Here is a 23,957-nt window from a genome sequence, read left to right as displayed (position 1 = left end):
TTAATTCAAATAGAAGAGCAAGAGTTAAAAAGTGCTATAATTATTTAAAGACTAAAACTGAAAGGAGGAAAAAAATGAGTTTAAGAGGTGATCTTTTGAGTTTACCTTTATGGGAAGTTTTGCAACTTCTTTCTTCGGGAAGAAAAACAGGAAAATTTCAAGTAGAGGATAACGGTAATATAATGGAGGTATTTTTTAAGGAGGGAAGAATTGTTTATGCCAAAGGTGGCAATTTAGAAAATTTAGATGCTTTATTGGATTTAGCTTTATGGAGTAAAGGAAGCTTTGTTTTTATTCCTGATGAAGAAGCTCCTACTTCTCCTATAAATTTAGATCCCTTTGAGGTATTAATAAGTTCAGGAAAATATATAGATCTTTTGGATTACTTAGGTGATTTCCTTTTAATTCCCATAAATATGGAGGGTTTATCTGAAGAGGAAAAAAATATTGTAACTTTCTTCGATGGAAAAAAAAGTATTAGGGATGTTATTAATGAGATTAGTTTTTCAAAGATTAAGTCCTTAGAATTAATTAATAAATTAATAGAAAAAAAGAAGTTAATTAGAATTGATGAAGATGAAAATCTATTCTGGTTCTATATTTTTTGGAGATCTTGGAACTATATTTTAGAAGAGTTTCCAAAGAAAGGATTAAGTGAAAGGAATATAAAAAGAAACTGGAAAAACTTTTTAGATAAAAGTAACACAAAGGTTAAATCCATATTTCAGGAGATAACCTTTCCTGAGGAAGTTTCTCGTCTTTACTTTTACCGATATATGAAGGAAGAGTATATTCCTTCCGAAGAAGAAGTAAAAGAAGTGTTTGAGAATATGACAGCAGGAGAAAAGGTTCTTTGGGATAACATTTATAAAAATGTAAAGCAATTTTCTGCTTCTGCAATAAAAGATTTTTCAAAGGTAGCTTTAAGATATCTTTTTTCTTTAGGAAAAACAACCCTTGATAATATTATTGATGCATCAAAGTCTCCAGAGATATCTGATTTTATAACGAAAGCTTTAGGTAATGTTTTCGTTTATATTGGAAAGAAAGAGTATTTTGAGGAACAATTATTTTCTTGGTTTTTAGATGGTGAAAGATCTCTTGAGGATGTAATTGAAGACTTTGTTTTTGATGATTTGAAAACTAGAGTGATCTCTTGGAAATTGATAGAGAGTAGAAAAATCATAGCTGTTGAAGAGGATAAAAAATTACAATTAATTTATAGATTTTGGAAGCTTTGGAAAGAAGTTAAAAAGGAATATAAAGGAGAAAAATGGGAAGTTCTCTATAGAAAATGGGAAAGATTTTTAGAGAATAATGTACAGGATATAAGATATGTTTTTGATAAAATAATTTTAAATTTAACTCCTAACTGGGAATATATTTATAAAAATCTATCCTTTGTATCCGAAGAAGAAATAAGAGGATTTCTAAAGAATTTATTGGCTTCTCTTTCTTTAAAAGAGGATGGTGTCTTAGGAGAAAAAATAAGAAACTTTAAGATGAATTTATAAGCTCCTCTTTATAATTTTTGGGAGATTTTCCTGTGTACTTTTTAAACTTCATAATGAAGTAATCGATATCTTTATATCCAACTTTTTCAGCAACTTCTACAACTTTAATTCCTTGAAGAAGTAATTCTTTAGCTTTATTTATTCTTATTTTATCTAAATAGGTATTAAAATTTTCACCTGTATATCTTCTAAAAATCTTTCCAAAATAGCAACTATTATATCCAAAGATTTTTGCAACCTCTTTTATCTTTAAATCTTTATAATAATTACATTCTAAATATTCTAAGATTTTTGAAATTATCGATCTACCAAATATTTTAGAAAAGTTTTCAGTGATATCTAATATTAAACTTTTCATAAAACAATTTAGTTCAAAGAGAGATTCTTTTTTGTAAAAATCTTTTATTAGAGCATCTGTTAGATAGTTTTTAGAAATTTCTTTAAATTTTGAATAATTTGTGGAAAAATGATTTATAATATTTAAAAAGATTTTAAGATAGCTTGTTTTAATTTCTTCTTCATTTAGTTCCTCTGATATACAGAATTTCATTTTTTTATCTAAAATATCATTGATATTATTTATATCAAGCTTTTCTATTGATCTTATCAATTCTTTGACTATATTTTCATCGGAGATCTCCTCTGCAGTTTTTATTTTTCTATCTCCTTGATATAAGATTATTCCTTTTTTATTATATAAAAATTTTTTCTTAAAGAGATTAAGAGCAGAATTATAAGACTTATATAATTCTTGTATGTTAAAAACCTTTTCTCCCACGGAAATATAAATATCTAATAAATATTTTGATTTAATTTTATTTTTCATGTCAATAATTTTCTTTTTAAGATGAGGTTTTGAAATATCCTCTACAAGAATTCCGATAAGATTATCTATATGAAAGGCATAGTAGGAAAATATGTTTTTAATCTCTCTAAATATTTCCTCATTATTTGGTTCTACCAATATAACTTGATAAGCTTTCCAAGTGAAATTTATATTATACATTTCCTCTAATTCCTCTATGGAAATACCTTCAAGTTCTCTCTTTATTATTTTCTCAACAATTTTCTCCCTTGTGAATTCTATACTTTTATTAATAAGTTTTTTAATACTTTTTTCCCTTTCTAATTCCAAATATATTTTCTTAATCTTTTCTGCTAATATCTCTGGATCTATGGGTTTTAGAAGATAAGTTTCTACACCTAAATCTATAGCTTTTTTTGCATATTCAAATTCAGGATATCCTGTAAGAATTATTATTTTTGTGTTGATATTTTTGTTTTTTATCTTCTCAATTAGGCTTAAACCATCCATTCCAGGCATTTTTATGTCAATAATACATAGATCTGGATTTAAGCTACATATTTTTTTATAACCATCAATTCCATTTTCTGCATCCCCTATAATGTTAAATCCAAAATTATTCCAATCTATAATTTTTCTTAAGCCTTTTCTTATTAAAGGCTCGTCATCAATGATAATAACTCTATACATTTTGTCTCATCCCATCTCTATATAGGGAATAATGATATCTACTTTAGTACCCTTTTCCTTTTCACTTGTGATTTTTAACTCATATTCTTCTCCGTAATAAAGTTTTATTCTTTCCCATATGTTTCTTAATCCTATTTTCTCATTGTTATTTTCCTTTGAAAGTTTAGACATTAAAGATTCTAAAGTCTCCTTTTCCATTCCTACCCCATTATCTTCTATGGAAATAATAAGTCTTTCTTCTTCCTTTTTAACTTTAACGTATATAAATCCTTCATCTATTTTGTTTTCTAACCCATGTATAATAGAATTTTCGACTATAGGCTGGATAAGAAAGGGAAGAATATAAATTCTACTAGGATCAACGTGAGTTTCTATTTTATAATTTATTTTTCCAAATCTATATTTTTGAATTTCTAAATAATCCCTAACAAGATTTAGTTCTGTTTCAAGTTTAACTAAATTTCCTTTCAATTCTATATTTTTTCTTAAAATATTACCCAATTTTAAAACCATATCTGCTATATCTTTTTGTCCATTACAAATAGCCATCATATGTAAAGTCTCAAGGGTATTAAATAGAAAATGAGGATTTAATTGGTTAGTCAAGAGCTTTAATTTTATCTCTTTTTCTCTTAATAAAAGTTCATTCTTTTGAATATTTGCTATATAAACTTCTTCAATGAGTTTTTTTATATTCTTTGCCATATTTTTAATATCTTCAGAAAGCTGAGCAAATTCATCCCTTCCTTCAAGGGGAATATCCAAATCCCAACTTCCATGAGATATTTCTCTTACTGCCTTCGTTAAAATAGATAATCTTTTACTAGTACTTCTTGAAAAGATAAAGATTAAAAAGATAGAGGCAAGGAAGCTAATAATTATAATAAAAATAGCAAAGTTTTGCATTCTTATTGGTGCTCCCATTATTAAATCAAAAGGAACCATGCTGACAATGTAAAAATCTTTATTATCTCCTGTTAAAGGTAAGTATATCCCAATAGCTTTGTATTTTTTCCCATTTCGATAGATAAAGTTATCATTTTTTCCTAAAATTTTTTTTAAGTCTATTTCTAATTTTGTGTTTAATAAATGATCGTCACTACTTGCAACTATTAATTTCTCATTATTTACAACAAATGTATCAAAAGGCTGATGTCTTAAAATCTTATTTATTTCAAGTTTATTTAGATTTATAACTAATACACCAAATTTTTCATTATATACATCCCTGAGAAGTCTTACTAGACTTAAGTAATATTGGGGATATAAATCTTTATATTCGTAAATAAGTTCCCATCTTATAAAACCATTAAGCCTATGAGCCAACTTATACCAGTGTTGTTGTCTAATATCTTTTGTTGCCTTATAAAATATGCCATTTTCTAGTATAGTTGGATTCTCAGAATATATCCTTATATGAGAGATAGTTTTTGCATACAGAGTTTTATAATTTTCGATATCTTTATATCCAGAGTATTTTAAATAAGCCTCCAAAGGAGTTTTATATCTATGTAAAAGAAGTTCCTTTAATCTCTGATCTATCATTAATTTATTTGCTATATTTACAGCTTCGTCATTCATTTCCTCCATCTTTAACTTGATGGTCTCAAGATTATTGTAAATTTCACGGGAGATTGATTCTGAGGCAAAATTTCTAAAATGAATAATGGCAAAAGAACCAAGAATCAATATGGGTATAAGAGATACTAAAATATAACTTATTATGAGTTTTTCATACATTCTAAAATCACAAAATCTCATTGAAATTTCTCCTTCTTATCTTTTTAAGTATAAAATGAAAAATTTATCCCTGTAAATCGTAAAATTCTCTAATTTTTGGGGATAAAAATGTCTAAAATTTTAGGTTTTCTAAAAGAAATTTTATTTGTTTAATTTTGATTGAGAAAAGGGATTATTGGAGGGAAAGATGGAGAAAACCATTAAGATTATTAAGAAGCAGAAATATCTAATCCTTATGATATTACCCTTTGTAATTTGGCTTATCATCTTTCGTTACATACCTCTTTGGGGTTGGATCACCGCCTTTCAAAACTACAAACCAGGTATTCCTATATTTCAACAGCAGTGGGTAGGTTTGAAGTATTTTAGAGAGATGTTTTCTGATCCTGAATTTTATCTTGTTATGAGAAATACCCTCGCCATGAGTATTATGGGAATTATTTTTGGATTTCCCCTTCCCATAATATTAGCCCTTCTTATAAATGAAATAAGACATAATGTTTTTAAGAGAACTGTTCAGACTATTTCATATCTTCCTCATTTTGTGTCTTGGGTGATTGTAGCAAGTATTGTCCATGCTATGCTTGCTCCCGATGGTGTAGTTAATTATCTTTTAATGAGACTGGGATTTATAAGAGAACCTATACTGTTTTTTGGAGATCCAAAATATTTTTGGTGGATAGTGGTTTTTTCAGATATTTGGAAGGAGCTTGGATGGAATACAATTATCTTTCTTGCAGCAATCGCATCTATTAACCCTGAGCTTTATGAGTCTGCAGAAGTGGATGGAGCTAATCGATTTCAAAAGATGTGGCATATAACTTTACCTGGTATTATGCCTACAATTATAGTTATTTTAATTCTTGTTATTGGAAATATTATAAACATCGGATTCGAAAGACAATTTCTTTTGAGAACATCTGCAGTGAGAAATGTTTCTGACGTTATAGATCTTTATGCATTGGATTATGGAATAAGAGCAGGAAGATTCTCTTTTGGTACTGCAGCAGGAATTTTTAAGTCTGTTGTTAGCTTAATATTATTATTCTCTGCTAATAGATTAAGTAGAAAAATAACAGGCTACAGAATTTTTTAGGAGGATCAAATATGAAAAGAAGTCTTGGAGATAAGATTTTTGATGTAATAAATTATTCTTTAATGGTCTTATTAGTAGTAGTTACTATATATCCTTTCTTGTATGTCCTTGCAGTTTCTCTAAATGATCCCTTTGATGCTATAAAAGGAGGAATTACTATATTTCCAAGAGTTTTTACTTTAGATAATTATAGAGAGATTTTTAATTATCCTTTAATTGGACAGGCAGCTTTAATATCTACTCTAAGAACAGTAATAGGTACAATTGTAAGCGTTGTATCTACTGCTATGGTTGCTTATGTCTTGAGTAGAAGGGATTTCTTCGCCAATAAATTTGTAACCATTTTATTCCTAATAACAATGTATGTAGGTGGAGGATTAGTTCCTGAATATCTTCTTATAAGAAGCCTTGGATTGATGAATAAATTTTTAGTATATATCCTTCCTGGCCTTCTTAATCCCTTTAATATTATTCTTGTTCGTGCCTACATAGATCAGCTTCCCATGGAACTTCAGGAATCCGCTATGATTGATGGAGCAAATGATATAACAATTTTCTTCAAAGTAGTATTTCCCCTTTGTCTTCCTGTCTTGGCTACTATTGCTCTTTTTATTGCAGTAGGTCATTGGAATTCTTGGTTTGATACCTATCTTTATTGTGGAGGGAATAAGGCTTTAACTACTTTACAATATGAGCTTCAGAAAATATTAGCAAATGCAGCTGCATCTTCGACGATAGACTATTATAGTATTCTTGATCCCATGAAGACCATGAGGGTAACTCCCCAATCTTTGAGAATGGCAATGACTATAATAACTACTTTACCTATCATTTTTGTATATCCTTTCCTACAAAAATACTTTATAAAGGGCATGACTTTAGGTGCTATAAAGAGTTAAGGAAAGGGGGTGTAAGGGTAAATTAATATTTCCCTTCAATTATCTCTTTCCAAGATATTTAAAAGGAGGATAAGAGGAAAATGAAAAGGTTCAAAAAAATCTTAAGTTGGTTTTCCATTTTATCTCTAATTCTTATTTTAAGTATTGGTGGGAAAATAAATATAGTAAATGCTCAAGTAAAGCTTTATAAACCCATGACACCAACTCCTGAAGCAAGTAAGCCAATAACTTTCAAAGTATATATAGGAGAAGTAAATCCCAATGATGATCAATTTAGAAGTCCTGTAGCACAAAAGATTAAAGAATTAACAGGAGTAACCTTAGACATTGAATATGCACCTAATCAGGCAGCAGTAAGAGAAAAAATTCAAATTATGGCAGCAAGCGGAGATTATCCCGATCTTGTTTATGCAAAAGGTGATTTAGCCCTTCTTAAAGATGCAGGAGCATTGATTCCTTTAGATGATCTTATTGAAAAATATGCTCCAAATATTAAGAAGGCCTATGGAGAGAATTTAAAAAGATTAAAGTGGAGTAAGGAAGATCCTCGAATTTATTGTTTAGGTGCTTATGGAACTGATAATGATAGAGTATTAGATGTAAATGGCGGTTTTATGCTCCAGCACAGAGTAGTAATGGAACTTGGATATCCCAAGATTAGAACCCTAAAAGACTTTGAAAATGCAATAAAAGCCTATTATAAGAAACATCCAACTACCGATGGACTTCCCACAATACCTCTAACTTTATGTGCAGATGACTGGAGAACAGTAATAAGTGTAACAAATCCAGCCTTTATTGCTACGGGTGCTCCCGATGATGGAGAATTATACGTGGATCCAAAGACATTAAGATGTATCTTCCATTATAAGAGACCTATTGAGAAAGAATACTTCAGATGGTTGAATCGTATGTGGAATCAAGGATTATTAGATAAAGAAACCTTTATACAAAAGGAGGATACATATAAAGCTAAAATTGCCAGTGGAAGGGTTCTTGCACTAATTGATGCAGGCTGGGCAGTGGGAGAGCCAATTACTGCATTAAGAAGGGCTGGAAAGTATGATAGAATGTATGGATACTATCCTGTAACGGTAAGTGAAAAAATAAAACAGGCTCCTCCTGATGTTAGAACAGGATATACAGGAGGATGGGGTATAGCTATTACAAAGAAATGTAAAGATCCAGTTAGAGCTATAAAGTTCTTAGATTGGCTCTGCACAGAGGATTCAAATATTTTGAGGCAATGGGGAATAGAAGGAATTCATCATACCTATATAGATGGAAAGAGAGTGTTCTTACCAGAAGTAGAGAAAGAAAGACAGACAGATCCATATTTTGGAAGAAAAACAGGAATAGGAGTGTATATTTATCCATGGCCAAGACTTCCCAATTATGTAATAGACTCCACTGGAAATCCTGTAGTTCCTGATACAAGAAAGGAAGATATAAGAAAGAATTATACTGAAGTAGAAAAACAAGTTCTTTCTGCATATAAGGTTGAGATCTGGAAAGATCTATTCCCTAAAGCAGAGGAATATCCAGTGAAGAGTTGGGGCTATCTTTGGATGTATCCTACTCCTGATGAAGATATAAGAGCGATAGGAAATAAGTTGTTTGAATATGTGATAAGAAATATACCAAAGGTTATTATGGCTCCCACCACAGAATTTGATAAAGAATGGGCTAAATTCTTAAAGGGTATGGAAGATTTGGGAGCAAAGAAGTATGAAGATTATAAGACAAAACAAATAAGAGAAATGGTAGAATTCTGGAAAAAGTAAAGAGTCTATTAAGTAAAAAAATACTAGAAAGGGGAGTGGGAATTTCCCTACTCCCCTTTTTATTTTATAATAAAGAGAAAAAATTTCTTAAAAAAGTGTCAAATATGAGAAATAATGAGGTTATAAAAAATATCTTAGAAAGAAGAAGTATTAGATCTTTCAAAGAAGATCCTTTATCCGAAGAGGATCTTTTAACAATCCTTAATGCTGGAAGGCATGCACCCAGTGGTATGAATAGACAACCATGGCTTTTTACTGTAATTAAAAATAAAGATATTTTAAAGAGAATAAATGAATTATGTAGACAAGATATGATAAATGCTGGATTTGAAAGAGCAAAAGATCCTAATTTTTGTGTTTATTATAATGCCCCTTTAGTAATTGTTATTTCTGGAGATAAAAATGTTCCCACAGCAATGTATGATTGTATTCTTGCTATGGGAAATATGTTGATTTCTGCTTGGTCTATTGGAGTCGGAGCATGCTGGATTCATGCTATAATAAGAATCTTAAATTCAAAAGAGGGTGAAGGAATAAAAAGAGAATTAAGAATTCCAGAGAATCACGAAATCTATGCATCAGGAGCTTTTGGGTATATTAAAGAAATACCAGAAAAGAAAGAGAAAAGAGAAGATGTTTTCAATATAATAGATTAAAATTGGGGTGAGAGAATTGAAATCTTATAGAAAAGAACTCTGGTTTGAAATCCCAACAAGGAGAGCTTTCGTCAATATTACAGATGTTTTGCAAAGATGTGTGGAAGAAAGTGGTATTAGAGAGGGAATTCTTCTTTGTAATGCCATGCATATAACTGCCAGTGTATTTGTAAACGATGATGAGCCTGGACTACATAAAGATTTTGAAATATGGCTTGAGAAGCTTGCTCCTGAAAAGCCTTACGATCAATATTACCATAATGTGGGAGAAAATAATGCTGATGCCCATCTTAAAAGAACCATAATGGGAAGAGAGGTAGTTATTGCCATAACTAATGGAAAACTTGATCTGGGTCCTTGGGAACAAGTTTTCTATGGAGAATTTGATGGAGGAAGGCGAAAAAGAGTACTAGTAAAGATTATTGGGGAATAGAAAAAAGATTCTTATTCCTTGCTTTTTCAATATTAAATCTCTTCTAATTCTTCTGGATAAGGATATAAATACCTTTGTTTGGATAGATACTCATCTTCAAACCTATAGACGTAGTTTCTAATAAGTTCTAGAATAATCTTGAGATAAATTTTATCTTCTCTTAGCTTTTTTATTAGATTTTGGAAGTGTTTTTTTTCGTTAGATTTCAAAAGATCAGAAAAGTGCCCATATATATGTTGTATTACATTAATATGAGATTTTATTGATTGATTTTTCGAAAAGGTATCTCTAAAGAGTTTTTCATACTCTCTTAAAGTTTCTTCTAATCCCTTTCTATCCCAATTAGCTATTAAATATCCCATTTTTTTAAGATTCGATGGAGAATATAACATTAACAGATACTTATAGTTTTGGTGAAATTTTATGAGATCTTTTACTTTTTCTATTTTATTTTTTAAAGCTCTAAAATCCGCGTAGGCAAAAACTTTTGTTAGGAAATTTTGTCTTATCCAAAAATCATGAAGTCTTCCCTCATCTTCTACGGGAAGATAAGGGTAAGTTTCTCTTACAATTTTTGTAAATAACCCATCAGTTTTTCCTATTATATTTTTAAAATTCTCTTGATAAAGTTTAGCATCTTTAACTCCACAACTTGGAGATTTTGCTTTTAAAATGAATCCATCAACTTCCTTTATAGAGTACAGAAATTTTCTTGAGAATTTTTCTATTTCTTCCGTATAATCTTTTTTAGATTCTGGTTCTATCATATGAATCTTCTCATCAATTCGTGCAAGAAGAACAGGGGGGCGTGGTACAGGCATACCTATATCTACTTCTGGACAAACTCTAATTACTTCTATGTATTTTTCTAATTTCTTAGTAAAATCGTCTGTTATAATTCCACCATTATATCTTACTGCTTCTTTATTAAGGCACCTGCTTAATACTAATATAGGTCTAATATTTGAATTTTTCTCTACTAAATTAACCATTAAAACAGCCATTATATTATATAACAAGTTGTAGTATAATTTGAGATTAAATATTTTTTGCGTATTTAAGGAGGTTTTTCATGAAAAATTCCATTGAAGAAAGAGTAAGAAAGCTAATTTCTCAACTTACTCTCGAGGAAAAAATTAAACTTCTTCCCACAAGACAAGAAGGTATACCAAGACTTGGAATATCAGAGTTCTATATTGGTGGTGAAGCAGCCCATGGTATAGCATGGCTTGGAAGAGCAACTGTGTTTCCTCAACCCATTGGACTTTCTTCCTCTTTTGATAGAAATTTAATGAGAAGAGTTGGAGAGGTGGTAGCTACCGAGGCAAGAGCTTATTATTATATGAGAGGGAAAATTGGTGGGCTTATGCTTTGGGCTCCTACTGTAGATATGGAAAGAGATCCAAGATGGGGAAGAACAGAAGAGGGTTATGGGGAAGATCCTTTTTTAGCAGGAGAAATGGCATCAGCTTATATTCAAGGACTTCAAGGGGATGATCCTATCTATTTAAAAACAGCTATGACTCCTAAACATTTCTTTGCAAATAACAATGAAAAAGATAGAGATAAATTCTCTGCTAATATAGATCCGAGAAATATGTATGAATATTATTTAGACGTATTTAGAAGAGTAATAGAAAAGGGAAAAGCCCCATGTATAATGACAGCATATAATGCAGTAAATGGTGTACCCTGTATTATCAATCCAATAGTAAAAGAAATAGTAAAAGAAAAATTTGGCCTTTCAGGATGTGTAGTTACTGACGCAGGAGATTTCAGCCAAACAGTTACTTCTCACCATACCTTTAAAAACCATTATGAAACAATAGCCTATGCGCTAAGAGCTGGCATCGATGCTTTCACTGATGATCCCCAATTAGTTATATCTTCCGCTTGGAAAGCTTTAGAGTTAGGTCTTATAACAGAGGAGGATATTAATAAAGCAATATCAAACACGTTAAAGGTGAGATTTAGGCTTGGAGAGTTTGATGATGAAGTTAATAGGAAATTTTATATTTTTCCTACTAAAATTTGCGATGAAAAACATTCAAAACTTGCCTATGAGTCCGCTCTAAAGTCTATAGTTCTTTTAAAAAATAATAATAAGTTTCTTCCATTAAGAAAAGAAAAAATTAAAAGGATAGCTGTTCTAGGCCCCTTAGCCAATAAAAACTACAATGATTGGTATAGTGGTACTTATCCCTATAAGGTATCCATCCTACAAGGCATAGTTAATAAACTCTATGAGAAAGAGATTTTTTATCATGATTCCTATGATCTAGTTGCCATAAAATCTGTAAAAAATAATAAATACTTAAGGGTATTAGAATCTAATATAAGTCCAGTATGGGCAATAAGCGATAATATAACTGAAAAAGAAATTTTTAAATACATAGATTGGGGATGGGGAAATAAAAGTTTACAATCTTTAGCTAATAATAAATTTTTAACTTGCGATGAATCAACTCTAAGAATTCTCTCTTCTTCCGAAGAGGTTTTTGGGTGGTTTGTAAAGGAACTTTTCAATATTGACTCCCTAGGAGATGGAACTTTTGTGATTAGGACATGGAATGGAAAATACCTTTATTTAGATGAAAAAGAAGGAAACGTAATTAAATTCAAGGATAATCTTGAGGATCTACCTGAGGAAAAATTTATAATTGAGAAATTAGAAAACGGAATAGAAAAATCAAGTAGTATTGCTCAAAATTCCGATTTAGTTATATTATGTGTTGGAAATAATCCATTAGTTAATGGTAGAGAGGAAATAGATAGGTTAGATATTGTACTCCCAGACCATCAAGAAAAGCTTATAAAGGAAATTTATAAAGTAAATCCTAACGTAGTTCTTCTTGTAATAAGTAGCTATCCCTATGCCTTAACCTGGGCTAAAGAGCATATTCCTGCCATAATATGGTCTTCTCATGGAGGGCAAGAAATGGGAAATGCAATAGCAGACGTTCTAGTAGGAGAGTACTCTCCATCAGGGAGATTAAATATGACATGGTACAAATCAATAAATGATTTAACCTCTATTACTGATTATGACATTATAAGAGGAAAGAGAACATACATGTATTTTGACAAAGAACCTCTATTTCCTTTTGGACACGGGCTTACTTATACCGAATTTAGTTATAAAAATTTAAAACTAGATTCTTATAATTATAAGATTAATGAAGAAATAAATATTTCTTTCGAGATAGAAAATATTGGAGAAATGGACTCCGATGAGGTGCCACAAGTTTATATTAAGGCCTTAAATTCCAAATTAAAAAGACCAAAACTCCAACTTAAAGCTTTTGAAAGGATTTTTATAACTAAAGGAGAAAAGGTAGAGGTAAAAATGTCTATTCCGGTGTCAGAACTTTTTATATGGGATGTTAGAGGAGAAAAATACTTAGTAGAAAAGGGAGAATATGAGATACTTGTTGGATCCTCTTCTGAAGATATTAAACTAAAAGGAAGAGTGTATGTGGATGGAGAGGAACTTTGTAGAAGGAATCCTTTAGAGAAAAACAAAGCCTTTAATTTTGATGATTGTTGGGATATAAGTTTTAATACTAAAGAAAATTTCAGAGAGACCTATGTTATTTTTAATAATGAGAACTCGTATATACTATTTCAAGATCTAGAGTTTATTGAACCTTCAAGCAAAATAATAATTGAATTATGCTCTTCCCAAAAATCCAAAATAGTTTTATATTTTAGCAAAATTGATAAAGAATTTTCCTTTGAAGTGATAGATACTTCTAATAGTTGGAAAGAATTCTCTTTCTTATTAGGAGAAAGTCTAATAGGAATGCAAGATATGTATATAAAAGGAAGTAAAGAATTAAAAATTAACTGGTTTAAGTTTGAGTAAAAGGAGGATTTTTATGAAATTTACTGATGGTTATTGGAGAATAAAAGAAGGAATAAAAATTTATCATCCATGTGTAGTTTGGGATTACGAAATAAAAGAGAAAGAAATTATAATTTATGCTCCATCGGTTTTTGTAAAGAACAGAGGGGAAACTCTTTTTGGGCCCTTATTTGAAATTCACTTTTCTTCCCAATTTCCTAATATTATTGAAGTAACATCTTATCACTTTAAGGGACTCTTTGAAAAAGGTCCCTATTTCGAACTAAACAAGAACGAAAACTATAAACCAGAAATTATGGAAGAAGATAATAACATAATTTTAAAGTCTGGAAATTTAGAGGTGAGAATTACCAAAAAAGGAACTTTTTCATATACTTTCTACTGGAAAAATAAAAAATTAACCTCTTCAGGATACAAACATATGGCATATGCTATTGATGAGAACAAAAAAACTTATATGGTGGAGAGCTTAGATCTTTCTGTAGGAGAAATGGTTTATGGGCTTGGGGAAAGATTTGGACCTTTTATAAAAAATGGACAAAGTATAGAAATGTGGAATGCTGATGCGGGGACTATCTCTGATCAAGCATATAAGAATATTCCTTTTTATGTGACTAATAAAGATTATGGGGTATTTGTAAACCATCCTGAAAGAGTTTCTTTTGAAATAGCTACAGAGAATATAGAAAGAATACAATTTAGTGTAGAAGGAGAAAAGATAAATTATTTCATTATAGGAGGAAACAATCTAAAAGAAGTTTTAGAAAATTATACTCTTCTTACAGGAAGACCTGTACTTCCTCCACCATGGTCCTTTGGACTTTGGCTCACTACATCTTTTATTACCAATTATGATGAAGAAACAGTTACAAACTTTATCCAAGGCATGAAAGAAAGGAACATTCCTTTACATGTATTTCATTTTGATTGTTTTTGGATGAAGGAATATCATTGGGTAAACTTCGAGTGGGATGAAAGAGTATTTCCTAATCCCGAAGAGATGTTGAAAAGACTAAAAGAACGAGGACTTAAAATATGTTTATGGATAAATCCATATATTGCTCAAAGATCAAAGCTTTTTGAAGAGGGAAAAGAAAAAGGATACTTATTGAAGAGACTTGACGGAAGAGTTTGGCAGACTGATGAGTGGCAACCTGGGATGGGAATTGTAGACTTTACAAATCCCTCTGCCAGAAAATGGTACTCAGATTATCTAAGAAAACTTATAAAAATGGGAGTTGATGTTTTCAAGACAGATTTTGGGGAGAGAATTCCTGTAGATGTAGTCTATCATGATGGATCTGATCCTGAAAAAATGCATAATTTCTATACTTATCTTTATAATAAGACTGTTTTTGAAACTTTAAAAGAAGAATTGGGAGAAGAAAATGCTATTGTTTTTGCAAGATCTGCAACAGCTGGAAGTCAAAAGTTTCCAGTTCACTGGGGTGGAGATTGTCTGTCCACTTATGAGTCAATGGCAGAAACTCTAAGGGGAGGTCTTTCTTTGGGACTTTGTGGTTTTGGCTTCTGGAGTCATGATATAGCAGGATTTGATAGTTCTGCAACTCCTGATCTTTACAAAAGATGGGTGGCTTTTGGACTTCTTTCTTCTCATTCAAGACTCCATGGTAATCATGATTACAAAGTACCGTGGTTATATGATGAAGAAGCAGTTGATGTTCTCAGATTTTTTGTTAATCTCAAATGTCAGTTGATGCCTTATCTTTATGCCAAAGCTATAGAGGCAGTGAATAGGGGTATACCTATGATGAGAGCTATGATTCTTGAATTTGAAGAGGACCCAACCTGTCATTTTCTTGATAGACAGTATATGTTAGGAGATAATTTACTCGTTGCTCCTATTTTCTCCGAAGAAGGAGTAGTAGAGTATTATCTTCCTGATGTAGGAATATGGACAAATCTTATTACAGGAGAAAAGCGTTTTGGGGGAAAGTGGTATAAAGAAAAGTTTGACTATTTTTCTTTACCCCTTATGGTAAGACCAGGAAGTGTTATTGCTATAGGAAATAACAAAGAGAGACCAGATTACGATTATGCAGAAAATGTTACTCTTTATATTTTTGAGCCTATAGAAGGGAGAGAGTCTTTTTGTGAGGTATACAATCTGGAGAAGGAGCTGGAGTTGAAAGTAATTTTAAGAAAAGAAAAAGAGAAGATAAAAATTAATGTGGAAAAAGATTCAGGAAAAGCATATTCTATTATTTTATTTAACATTCACGATGTAAAGATTATAAAAGGAGGAAAAGGGGAAAAGACTGAGAAAGGTGTAAAGATTACTCCTGAGAAGGGAGTAAAAGAGATAATAATTGAAAATAGGGGGGATAATAGTAATGAAAATTAAAATTCCTGAAGGTCCTTTTGAACCTACATGGGAATCTTTAAAAAATTACAAAATTCCCGATTGGTATAAAGATGCAAAATTTGGAATATTTATTCATTTTGGGGTCTATTCGGTACCTGCCTTTGGTAATGAATGGTATCCAAGAAATATGTATATAAAAGAAACACCTGAATTTGAACATCATACAAAAACCTATGGAGAGCATAAAAAATTTGGATATAAAGATTTTATACCTCTTTTTAAGGCAGAAAAATTTGATCCTTATGAATGGGTGGATATATTTAAAAGAGCAGGAGCAAAATATATAGTCCCAGTTGCAGAACATCATGATGGTTTTGCTATGTATGACTGCAGTTATACTAAATGGTGTGCAACCAAAATAGGTCCTAAAAGAGATATTATTGGAGAATTAGCTAAAGCAGTAAGAGAAAATTATTTAACATTTGGAATATCATATCATAGAGCTGAACACTGGTGGTTCTTTAATGAGGGAATGAAATTTGATTCCGATGTAAGAGAAAGGGAATATTTTGATCTATATGGACCTGCTCAACCTGAAACCATGCAACCTACCGAGGAGTTTTTAGAAGATTGGTATTTAAGACTTACTGAGATTATTGACAAATATCAACCTCAACTTATTTACTTTGACTGGTGGATAGAACAACCGTCTTTTGAGCCTTACTTAAAGAGGATTTTTGCATATTACTACAATAAGGCATACCAATGGGAGAAGAGTGTAGTAATAAACTACAAGTTGAATGCTGTACCTAGAGAATGTGCAGTTTTTGATGTAGAAAGAGGAAAGCTGTCAGATATTGATCCTATATATTGGCAAACTGATACTTCTATTTCAAGACTTTCCTGGGGATATATAGAAAAAGATATTTATAAATCATCCAAAGAGTTAATATGGGAACTTGTTGATATTGTAAGTAAAAATGGAAATTTACTTTTAAATATTGGTCCTCAAGCAGATGGAACAATACCAGAGCCTGTTAAGAAGATTCTGCTTGAGATAGGAGAATGGCTTCTTAAAAATGGTGAGGCTATATATGGAGCAAAACCTTGGAAAATATATGGAGAAGGTCCTACTAGGAGTGCTGGAGGTTCTTTTAGTGAAAAGGAAATAACATACACAGGAAAAGATTTTAGATTTACCACAAAGGAAGATATATTATACGCTATTTTAATGAATAAACCAGAAAAAGATGAAGTTTTTATTAAATCTCTGAGCACAGAGCTTACTCTCTATCAAAAGGATGTATTAAAGGTAGAGCTTTTGGAGAAGAAATTGGAAGTTCCCTTTGAGAGAAATGAAAAGGGGTTGATAATTAAAGTTCCTGAACATGATAAGTTAAATTATCCTATAACTTTTAAAATAACTAGCAAATAATGAAATTTTTAATTCTTTTTATTTTATTAATAGCAACTGGCTTATTAATTTTTAAGGTATTTATTGAGGATATATATTGGGGTTTGAGATTAAAGTTCATTTTAGGAGAGGTTGCAAAAAAGGTTTCTGAAGATGAAGGTTCATTGTTGATATTTGTAAAAAAAAGTCTGGTTGATTATAGGGGATTATTAATTTCAGAGATTAAAAAAAATTCATCCTCGGATTATTCTCTGCTAGAGTCTTTTGGACAGTTAATGGAATATTCCCTCTTAATTAAGAACAAAAGGCTCTTTGATGTCCTTTATAGAAATATTAAAAGGTATTTTTTGTCTAAGGAAGGGTATCTCTATTGGAGAATAAATAGAAGAACTTTAAAGCCTGATAATTCCACAGCCTTTTTAGATTCTCTTAGAATTTTATATTCTTTAGTGAAGGCTTTTCATATTTTTAAGGATAGAGATTATTTGGAAGAAGGAAGAAGGATTTTGGAGGGGATAATAAAATACAATACCTATAAAAATTTTTTTGTAGATTTCTATGATGGTAGAATTAAAAAGGTTTCTACTACAATTTCTCTTTTTTATCTTGATATAGATAAAATCCAATATGTAGCGGACGAGTTTTCTGAAATTAAAAAATATTTTGAAAATTCAAGAAGATTGTTATTGGGGAGTTTAATATGTTCTGATATCTTTTTTCCTATAAAATATGATCTTTTGAAAAATGAATTTATAAAACCTAGAGAGATAAATACTATAGAACAAGTTTTGATAGCCTTATATATAAAAGATAAGACTCTCTTTAAAAATTTTTTAAATTTTGTTAATATGGAGATAAATAAATATAATAAAATTTCAATCCAATATGATTGGCTGGGAAGAAGAATAAGAGAAGAAGAAAGTTCTGGGGTTTATACGTTAGTATTAAGATTATATCATAAACTTAATGAAAGAACTTATTTAAATAAATTAAAAAATTTTATAAAGAGATTTAAAGGAAAAAATATGGGATTAGGAGATCATTATAATTATAATTTTTATGCTTTCGATCAGCTTGAAAACTTATTAACATTAGCTATTGTAAGGAGTGAGTTATGAATAAGAAAATAAAGAATGTTAAAGATGTTGTAATATTTAATTTATTCATGATTTTTTGGTTTGTTATTTTAGTTTTCTTATTTTCTTGGAGTTTTAATGTGGATTTTGAGAGCTTTATTTTAATGTCTTTTTTGGTAATTAGTCTAATTATAGCCTATAATTTAGGTTTAATTGAAGGATTAATATTTTCACTTTTTGTAATATTAGGATATGGTACTTATATTATATACAATATTTTAGTAACAGCTTCTATAACTGATTTTGAGTTAAAATATGCCCTTTGGTTATTAGTTTTTCCTATAGGAACGTATCTTGTGGGGAGTCTGAGAAGGGAATTCGACAAGTTAAAGGAATGTATAGAGAAGAGTAAAGAAAAAGAGAAACTAATACTTTTAGATGAAATAACAGGATTTTTAAATGCAAGTGGTTTTTTTCAAAGGCTTGAAGAAGAAGTAAGTAGAGCAAACAGGATTTTAGAGCCTTTATCTATTCTTTATATCGATATTTCTGATTATAAGGAATTGAAAAATATTTATGGTAAAGAGGGATATGAAAGAATTCTGGAAAGAATTGCTGAAGAAATAAATAAAAATACAAGGGTGATAGATGTAAAAGGTATAATTGATGAGTTTTCTCTTGGAATTATATTACCAAATACAGATTTAAACTCTGCTAAAATAGTTAAAGAAAAACTTCATAAATTCTTAGATAGAATCAGCGTGGATTTCGATGGTAAAAGGAAAATCATTAGTTTAAAAATTAAAATAGGAGAAACTCAATATAATTTAGGTGAAGATTATTTAATTTTCTGGGAAAGAGCTAAAGAGAATAGCAAGTATGATTTATAAATTCTTAATAATTCTTTTAGTTTTTATTTTAATATCATCCATAAGTTTCTGTGAAGATAAGAAAAAGGTATTAATTATATATGATGTTTTAACAAGGATTGGAGAAGACTATTCTTTGGGAAAACTGTTGGAAAAGTATCTATCGCATTATAATGTGGAGGTGGGAAGTGTTTCTTCCGATATTATAAGTAACGTAGAGAAATATGATTTAATTATTTATTTGGGACTTGAGGAAAAATTTCTGAAGAAAAGTTTTTTAAAGGAAATTTCAAAAGCTAGAAAAATCATATGGATAGAAGCAAATATTTATGATTACGTAAAATATATTGGATGTAAGGATTTTAAAGGAGAAGGTAAGCAATTAGGATTTACAAGTTTAATATATAAAAATAAAGAAATTCCTTTTGAGCCAGAAAATTCCGTTTATATTATTAAACCTCAAAAAGGAAAAATTCTATCCTATATAAGCGATGGCATCAATAAATATCCTTGGGTATTTAATATAGATAATTTATATTACTTTGGTCGACTGGATTTCAGAGATAACACTGGTATTATCTTTCTTGATCTTCTCCATGAAATTCTAGAGGTTAAACATAAAAACTCTAAGAAAGCCATGATTATTCTTGACGATATAAGTCCTTTAACCTCAGCAGAATTTTTAGAAGAAAAATTAAAAACTTACTGTTGTCAAGGTGTTCCTTATCTTCTTGTGGTTCATCCTACAATAAAAAAAGATGGAAAGATCTTCTATTTATGGGATAATGAGAAATTGCTCTCGTTATTAAGAAAAGTTGAAGAGTCTGGAGGATTCATTATTCAGGGTTCATTTTATGAGAATGATTACAATTCTAGAATTAATAATGATTTAAACCTTTTAGCAAGTTGCGAATTATATCCTGTTGCTTTTAAGATGTATGATATTCCTTATAAAGAAAAGCGTGTAGATGCGGGTAAATATTTTAAAATAATATTAGATGATAGTTTAATTCTCACAAAAGATCTTTACACCTTAATATATCCTGTAAATTTAGGAAAATATAATCCAAGGGATCCTAAGAATAAAATAGAGGTTTTTAAAAAAGCAAAAGAATTTTTAGCTTTTAGAGATATAATTATCGGAATATCTATTCCTTCCTATGTTTCTTCTGAGGATATAGAGGAACTAATTTCCAATTTAAAAGATTTAGGATATGACTTTCTGGATTTTTCTCAGGAGCCTTATCAGGTGGCTAATGAAAACTTAATCATTACCAATAAAAATGGTAAAAAATGGGTTGTAAGTAAGATTTCACCATATAGTAAAACTGCTATTGAAAAATTTTTTGATAGATTTATAGCTTATTTGAAAATTTTTTTGATTGTTGTAATAATATCTTTTCTTTTAATAATTATCTTGTTGATAAATAATAAACGTAAACTCTATGAAAGAGAACTAAAGAAATGAAAGTGTTAACCCTTTGGGATTATCTATTTGTCATCTCTATGGGCCTGGTATGGCTAGTTCTTCTTTATCATATCATATTAACTTATTTTGGTTACAGATACTTTTTAAAAAGTTTTTCTTCTGAAGAAGAAAAAGAAGAATTACCTTGGTATCCTAAGATATCAGTGCTTATTCCTGCCCATAATGAGGAAAAGGTTATAGGAAATACTATAGATGCAATAGCTCGTTCTCTTTATCCTAAGGATAAATTAGAGATTATAGTTATAAATGATAGCTCTCAAGATAAAACAGGAGATATTCTAAGAGAAAAGCAAAGAATATATAATAATCTGAAAGTCCTTGAAATAAAACCACCTCTTGGTGCTAAAGGGAAATCAAATGCCTTAAATCATGGATTAAAAATATCAACGGGAGAGTATATAGCGGTATATGATGCAGATAATACTCCAGAAAGAAGAGCAATACTTAATTTAGTTAGATTTATAATAAGCGATCCAAGTCTTGGAGCAGTGGTTGGAAAGTTTAGAACAAGGAATAAGGATAAAAATATTTTAACAAAATTTATAAACATAGAAACCTTGAGTTTCCAATGGCTCGTTCAAGCAGCAAGAAATTATTTTCTTGGTCTTACCACTATTCCTGGGACTAATTTTATTATTAGAAAAGATTTGCTAGAAAAAATTGGAGGATGGAATGTACATGCATTAACAGAGGATACAGAGTTGACTATAAGGATCTATCAGGAGGGATATAAAATTAAGTGGGTACCTTCAGCAATTACTTGGGAACAAGAACCCGAGAAACTAAAAGTCTGGATAAAGCAAAGAACTCGATGGGCAAGGGGAAATATTTCAGTAATTTCTACTTATCTAAAAAATATATTTTTCTTAAAAAGCAAAATTGCTTTTGATCTAATTTATTTCACTTATATTTATTTAGTTGCATTTTCTAGCATTTTAATCTCAGATCTTATTTTTATTTTGGGACTTTTAGGAATTATAAAGTTAAATGTAGGAGGTCCTTTATTAATAATTTGGATACTAGCTTATATTCTTTTTATTACAGAAACTTTTATATCCTTAAGTTTAGAAAAAGGGGAGGGAACTTTAGAAAATTTACTTCTTATTGCTTTAATGTATTTTACCTACTGTCAGCTATGGTTATATGTAGTTTTAAGAGCCTTCTATCTTGCTTTTAGGGATAGGTTAACAGGGAAAACAATGAGATGGTATAAAACTGAAAGGAGTGTATCATGAGAAAGAAGAACTTTATCTTTATAATCTTTATTCTAATTTTAACTATTTTTCTGCCTGCATTTTCTTTTGATAGATCCAGAAAAATTAATATTTACAATATTCCTATACTTAAAGAGGGGGTTCTTCTAAATCTTCCCTTAAATAAATACTCCTTTTGGTTTTTTATATCAAAAGGAGTAGAAGTTATTGATAATTGTTATCTAAAATTGGAATATTCTTATTCTGAGACTCTAATTACAAAGTTATCAATGGTAACTATTTACTTGAATGGATATCCCATATTTTCGAGAAACATTGTAGAGCCAGGAAAAGGTTTTATCAGTTTAAAGATAAGAATTCCTAAAGCAAGAATTAAGCAAGGATATAATGAGATAATTATATCTACAAAACAAAGAAGTATAGAAGGGATATGTGAAGATTTAGATAACGATGCAAATTGGGTCCTTTTACATAATACTTCTATGTTGCATTTGGAGACTATTGATAAATCCTATAAGATTTCTTATTTCCCTTATCCCTTTTTAGATTTTTTAAAAAAAGATGTATGCAATTTTGTTTTTTATCTCCCTAAAAATTTTGATACTGATGAGATCGAAGTCTTATTATATTTAGCTAATGAGCTTGCCACAAGAGAGAGATATAAGAATTTATCTTATAGGGTATCTTTTGACAATCCCTATGAGAAAAGAGGAGAAAATCAGATACTAATTGGAAAAATTGATAAATGGGAATTCCTTAAAAAACAAGAATTTTTAAAATATTTAGAATCAGGAGATGGATTAATATATATGTCTTATCATGACAGCTTAAGACTATATATATCAGGAGATAAGAGAGGAATATGGAAAGCTTTAGAATATATAACTGATGAGGAACAAATAAAGGTCGCAGAGGATAATCCTATAATTGTTAAAACTTCAAAGGATAAAAAATATGATAAAGAGAATAAACAAAATGTAATAAGACTAGTAGATTTAGGATTTGATAACTTAGTTTTATCGGGAGCTTTTTACCAAGGAAAATCCTTTTTAATTAAATCTCCTGTTGGCTTTGAGGGGATTGGAAAAGGATCATTTTTAGAATTATATTTAAGTCATTCTCCCGTATTAGAGGATAGATCAGTAATCACTGTCTATATCAATGGCATTCCTGTAAAAAGTGAAAAATTAGATGGTAGAAATGTGGAAAAGGGAAGAATAAAAGTATATTTCCCTCAAGAAGAACTGGATAAAAAAGAATGGATTGTGGAGATAAAAGTGTATCATGATTTAAAAAATGCTCCTTGTGATAAGAGATTTGAGGAGGTTGCTTGGACTAAAATAGATGGAAATTCTTTAGTTTATTTTGTTAAAGACTATAAAGAGGAATATCCTAATCTGAAGAACTTATTTCGAGGAAGCGCTAATGATATTTATATCTGGTTAATGAATGATGTAAATCTTTATGAGCTCACTTTGTTAGCAACTCTCGTTGGAAAGATAGGTCAAAATATGGGATTAAGATATAATTTTAAGATTATATTAGGAGATATAATAGATGAAACTATACTTTCTGGAAAGGATATTATCTTTGTTGGAAAGTTTGATGATAAAAGAATAGAAAAAATAAAAAATTATCTTTGGATTATACCTTCAAAAGATAAATTTACATTTAAAAAAGATCTAGATATTTATTTTGATGGTTTTACTACAGATGTAATTTTTCAAGCAGAGAAGTCTCCTTTTAAGGGTGTTTTATATTCTATATTTTATTCTGAGGCAGATTCCTTGATAAGATTGAATAATTTTTTAAATAAAACTGAGAATATTAACAAAATAACAGGTCAAATAACTATTATAACAAAACTTGGTAATGTTTACTCTGAAATTTTAGCAAGTCCAGAGATTTCATATAGAATTATATTTGAAATTAGCCCATTAATTCTATATTTAATAGTTTTATTAGCTATCATTATATTAAGTATAATCTTAGTAATTTGGAATAGGAAAAGAATATAGTGAAGCTTAAATTACTTTAATATAACTTGATAATTTCATAGACTGAGCTCAAAACTTGGTATACTCTGC

The 23,957-nt window shown here is 29.8% G+C and carries 17 protein-coding genes; 14 read left to right on the top strand and 3 right to left on the bottom strand.

Translation table 11 applies throughout. From position 1 onward, the window contains the following. Window positions 1-74 precede the first annotated feature (74 nt). Window positions 75-1,514: a DUF4388 domain-containing protein gene (locus tag NZ841_04595; GenBank protein ID MCS7202034.1), complete on the top strand. Its 1,440-nt coding sequence runs from the start codon at window positions 75-77 to the stop codon at window positions 1,512-1,514. Here NZ841_04595 and NZ841_04590 read toward each other — a convergent pair. Continuing rightward, the gene (locus NZ841_04590; protein MCS7202033.1) at window positions 1,498-3,009 is read right to left on the bottom strand and encodes a response regulator; all 1,512 of its coding nucleotides are present in this window, start codon (window positions 3,007-3,009) and stop codon (window positions 1,498-1,500) included. The genes NZ841_04595 and NZ841_04590 overlap by 17 nt on opposite strands. 6 nt (window positions 3,010-3,015) lie before the next feature. After that, window positions 3,016-4,770: a sensor histidine kinase gene (locus NZ841_04585; GenBank protein MCS7202032.1), complete on the bottom strand. Its 1,755-nt coding sequence runs from the start codon at window positions 4,768-4,770 to the stop codon at window positions 3,016-3,018. 166 nt (window positions 4,771-4,936) lie between these two features. Between NZ841_04585 and NZ841_04580 the strand changes: the two genes are divergently transcribed. The 5 genes from NZ841_04580 to NZ841_04560 all read left to right on the top strand — a co-directional run bounded on the left by NZ841_04580 (window position 4,937) and on the right by NZ841_04560 (window position 9,617). After that, window positions 4,937-5,845 (top strand): ABC transporter permease subunit, encoded by a 909-nt coding sequence (locus tag NZ841_04580; protein ID MCS7202031.1) that lies wholly within the window; start codon window positions 4,937-4,939, stop codon window positions 5,843-5,845. An 11-nt stretch (window positions 5,846-5,856) separates the two neighbouring features. Next, on the top strand, window positions 5,857-6,744 hold the full coding sequence (locus tag NZ841_04575) for a carbohydrate ABC transporter permease (GenBank protein ID MCS7202030.1): 888 nt from the start codon (window positions 5,857-5,859) through the stop codon (window positions 6,742-6,744). An 80-nt stretch (window positions 6,745-6,824) separates the two neighbouring features. Next, window positions 6,825-8,528, top strand: a complete 1,704-nt coding sequence (locus tag NZ841_04570; protein MCS7202029.1) for an ABC transporter substrate-binding protein — start codon at window positions 6,825-6,827, stop codon at window positions 8,526-8,528. Between the two features lie 104 nt (window positions 8,529-8,632). Then, on the top strand, window positions 8,633-9,184 hold the full coding sequence (locus NZ841_04565) for a nitroreductase (protein MCS7202028.1): 552 nt from the start codon (window positions 8,633-8,635) through the stop codon (window positions 9,182-9,184). 16 nt (window positions 9,185-9,200) lie between these two features. After that, window positions 9,201-9,617 carry a secondary thiamine-phosphate synthase enzyme YjbQ gene (locus tag NZ841_04560; GenBank protein MCS7202027.1) on the top strand — a complete coding sequence of 139 codons (417 nt, stop codon included), beginning with the start codon at window positions 9,201-9,203 and terminating at the stop codon, window positions 9,615-9,617. 32 nt (window positions 9,618-9,649) lie between these two features. On the opposite strand, the gene NZ841_04555 is transcribed toward NZ841_04560, so the two are convergent. Further along, complete coding sequence (locus NZ841_04555; protein MCS7202026.1) at window positions 9,650-10,609, bottom strand: DUF523 and DUF1722 domain-containing protein; 960 nt, start codon at window positions 10,607-10,609, stop codon at window positions 9,650-9,652. An 80-nt stretch (window positions 10,610-10,689) separates the two neighbouring features. Here NZ841_04555 and NZ841_04550 point away from each other — a divergent pair, with 80 nt between their 5' ends. From NZ841_04550 to NZ841_04515, 8 genes are read left to right on the top strand one after another with little or no spacing between them, the layout of a single operon-like run. Then, window positions 10,690-13,482 (top strand): glycoside hydrolase family 3 C-terminal domain-containing protein, encoded by a 2,793-nt coding sequence (locus NZ841_04550; GenBank protein MCS7202025.1) that lies wholly within the window; start codon window positions 10,690-10,692, stop codon window positions 13,480-13,482. Between the two features lie 13 nt (window positions 13,483-13,495). After that, window positions 13,496-15,847: an alpha-xylosidase gene (gene yicI, locus NZ841_04545; protein MCS7202024.1), complete on the top strand. Its 2,352-nt coding sequence runs from the start codon at window positions 13,496-13,498 to the stop codon at window positions 15,845-15,847. Then, a complete protein-coding gene (locus tag NZ841_04540; GenBank protein MCS7202023.1) occupies window positions 15,837-17,243 on the top strand; it encodes an alpha-L-fucosidase in 1,407 nt (468 codons plus the stop codon). The genes yicI and NZ841_04540 overlap by 11 nt, the downstream gene beginning before the upstream one ends. Then, on the top strand, window positions 17,243-18,340 hold the full coding sequence (locus tag NZ841_04535) for a hypothetical protein (GenBank protein MCS7202022.1): 1,098 nt from the start codon (window positions 17,243-17,245) through the stop codon (window positions 18,338-18,340). The genes NZ841_04540 and NZ841_04535 overlap by 1 nt, the downstream gene beginning before the upstream one ends. Next, the gene (locus tag NZ841_04530; GenBank protein ID MCS7202021.1) at window positions 18,337-19,188 is read left to right on the top strand and encodes a GGDEF domain-containing protein; all 852 of its coding nucleotides are present in this window, start codon (window positions 18,337-18,339) and stop codon (window positions 19,186-19,188) included. The genes NZ841_04535 and NZ841_04530 overlap by 4 nt, the downstream gene beginning before the upstream one ends. Continuing rightward, the gene (locus NZ841_04525) at window positions 19,178-20,635 is read left to right on the top strand and encodes a DUF2334 domain-containing protein (protein MCS7202020.1); all 1,458 of its coding nucleotides are present in this window, start codon (window positions 19,178-19,180) and stop codon (window positions 20,633-20,635) included. Before NZ841_04530 ends, NZ841_04525 begins: the two co-directional genes overlap by 11 nt. Next, the gene (locus NZ841_04520) at window positions 20,632-21,891 is read left to right on the top strand and encodes a glycosyltransferase family 2 protein (GenBank protein ID MCS7202019.1); all 1,260 of its coding nucleotides are present in this window, start codon (window positions 20,632-20,634) and stop codon (window positions 21,889-21,891) included. The genes NZ841_04525 and NZ841_04520 overlap by 4 nt, the downstream gene beginning before the upstream one ends. Then, a complete protein-coding gene (locus tag NZ841_04515) occupies window positions 21,888-23,888 on the top strand; it encodes a cellulose biosynthesis cyclic di-GMP-binding regulatory protein BcsB (protein ID MCS7202018.1) in 2,001 nt (666 codons plus the stop codon). Before NZ841_04520 ends, NZ841_04515 begins: the two co-directional genes overlap by 4 nt. Window positions 23,889-23,957: the final 69 nt, after the last annotated feature.

Origin of the sequence: Dictyoglomus sp., from assembly GCA_025060475.1 — a bacterium.
In the GTDB taxonomy this organism is placed as follows: Bacteria; Dictyoglomota; Dictyoglomia; order Dictyoglomales; family Dictyoglomaceae; genus NZ13-RE01.
Note: the sequence above shows the minus strand (reverse complement) of the source record. Positions and strands in the feature narration are given on the sequence as shown.

Coding starts and splice junctions, on each gene's coding strand:
- NZ841_04580 (MCS7202031.1), top strand. CDS start 4,937: ATGGAGAAAACCATTAAGATTATTAAGAAGCAGAAATATCTAATCCTT.
- NZ841_04550 (MCS7202025.1), top strand. CDS start 10,690: ATGAAAAATTCCATTGAAGAAAGAGTAAGAAAGCTAATTTCTCAACTT.
- NZ841_04540 (MCS7202023.1), top strand. CDS start 15,837: ATGAAAATTAAAATTCCTGAAGGTCCTTTTGAACCTACATGGGAATCT.
- NZ841_04570 (MCS7202029.1), top strand. CDS start 6,825: ATGAAAAGGTTCAAAAAAATCTTAAGTTGGTTTTCCATTTTATCTCTA.
- NZ841_04525 (MCS7202020.1), top strand. CDS start 19,178: ATGATTTATAAATTCTTAATAATTCTTTTAGTTTTTATTTTAATATCA.
- NZ841_04535 (MCS7202022.1), top strand. CDS start 17,243: ATGAAATTTTTAATTCTTTTTATTTTATTAATAGCAACTGGCTTATTA.
- NZ841_04565 (MCS7202028.1), top strand. CDS start 8,633: ATGAGAAATAATGAGGTTATAAAAAATATCTTAGAAAGAAGAAGTATT.
- yicI (MCS7202024.1), top strand. CDS start 13,496: ATGAAATTTACTGATGGTTATTGGAGAATAAAAGAAGGAATAAAAATT.
- NZ841_04530 (MCS7202021.1), top strand. CDS start 18,337: ATGAATAAGAAAATAAAGAATGTTAAAGATGTTGTAATATTTAATTTA.
- NZ841_04575 (MCS7202030.1), top strand. CDS start 5,857: ATGAAAAGAAGTCTTGGAGATAAGATTTTTGATGTAATAAATTATTCT.
- NZ841_04585 (MCS7202032.1), bottom strand. CDS start 4,770: ATGAGATTTTGTGATTTTAGAATGTATGAAAAACTCATAATAAGTTAT.
- NZ841_04595 (MCS7202034.1), top strand. CDS start 75: ATGAGTTTAAGAGGTGATCTTTTGAGTTTACCTTTATGGGAAGTTTTG.
- NZ841_04590 (MCS7202033.1), bottom strand. CDS start 3,009: ATGTATAGAGTTATTATCATTGATGACGAGCCTTTAATAAGAAAAGGC.
- NZ841_04515 (MCS7202018.1), top strand. CDS start 21,888: ATGAGAAAGAAGAACTTTATCTTTATAATCTTTATTCTAATTTTAACT.
- NZ841_04520 (MCS7202019.1), top strand. CDS start 20,632: ATGAAAGTGTTAACCCTTTGGGATTATCTATTTGTCATCTCTATGGGC.
- NZ841_04555 (MCS7202026.1), bottom strand. CDS start 10,609: ATGGTTAATTTAGTAGAGAAAAATTCAAATATTAGACCTATATTAGTA.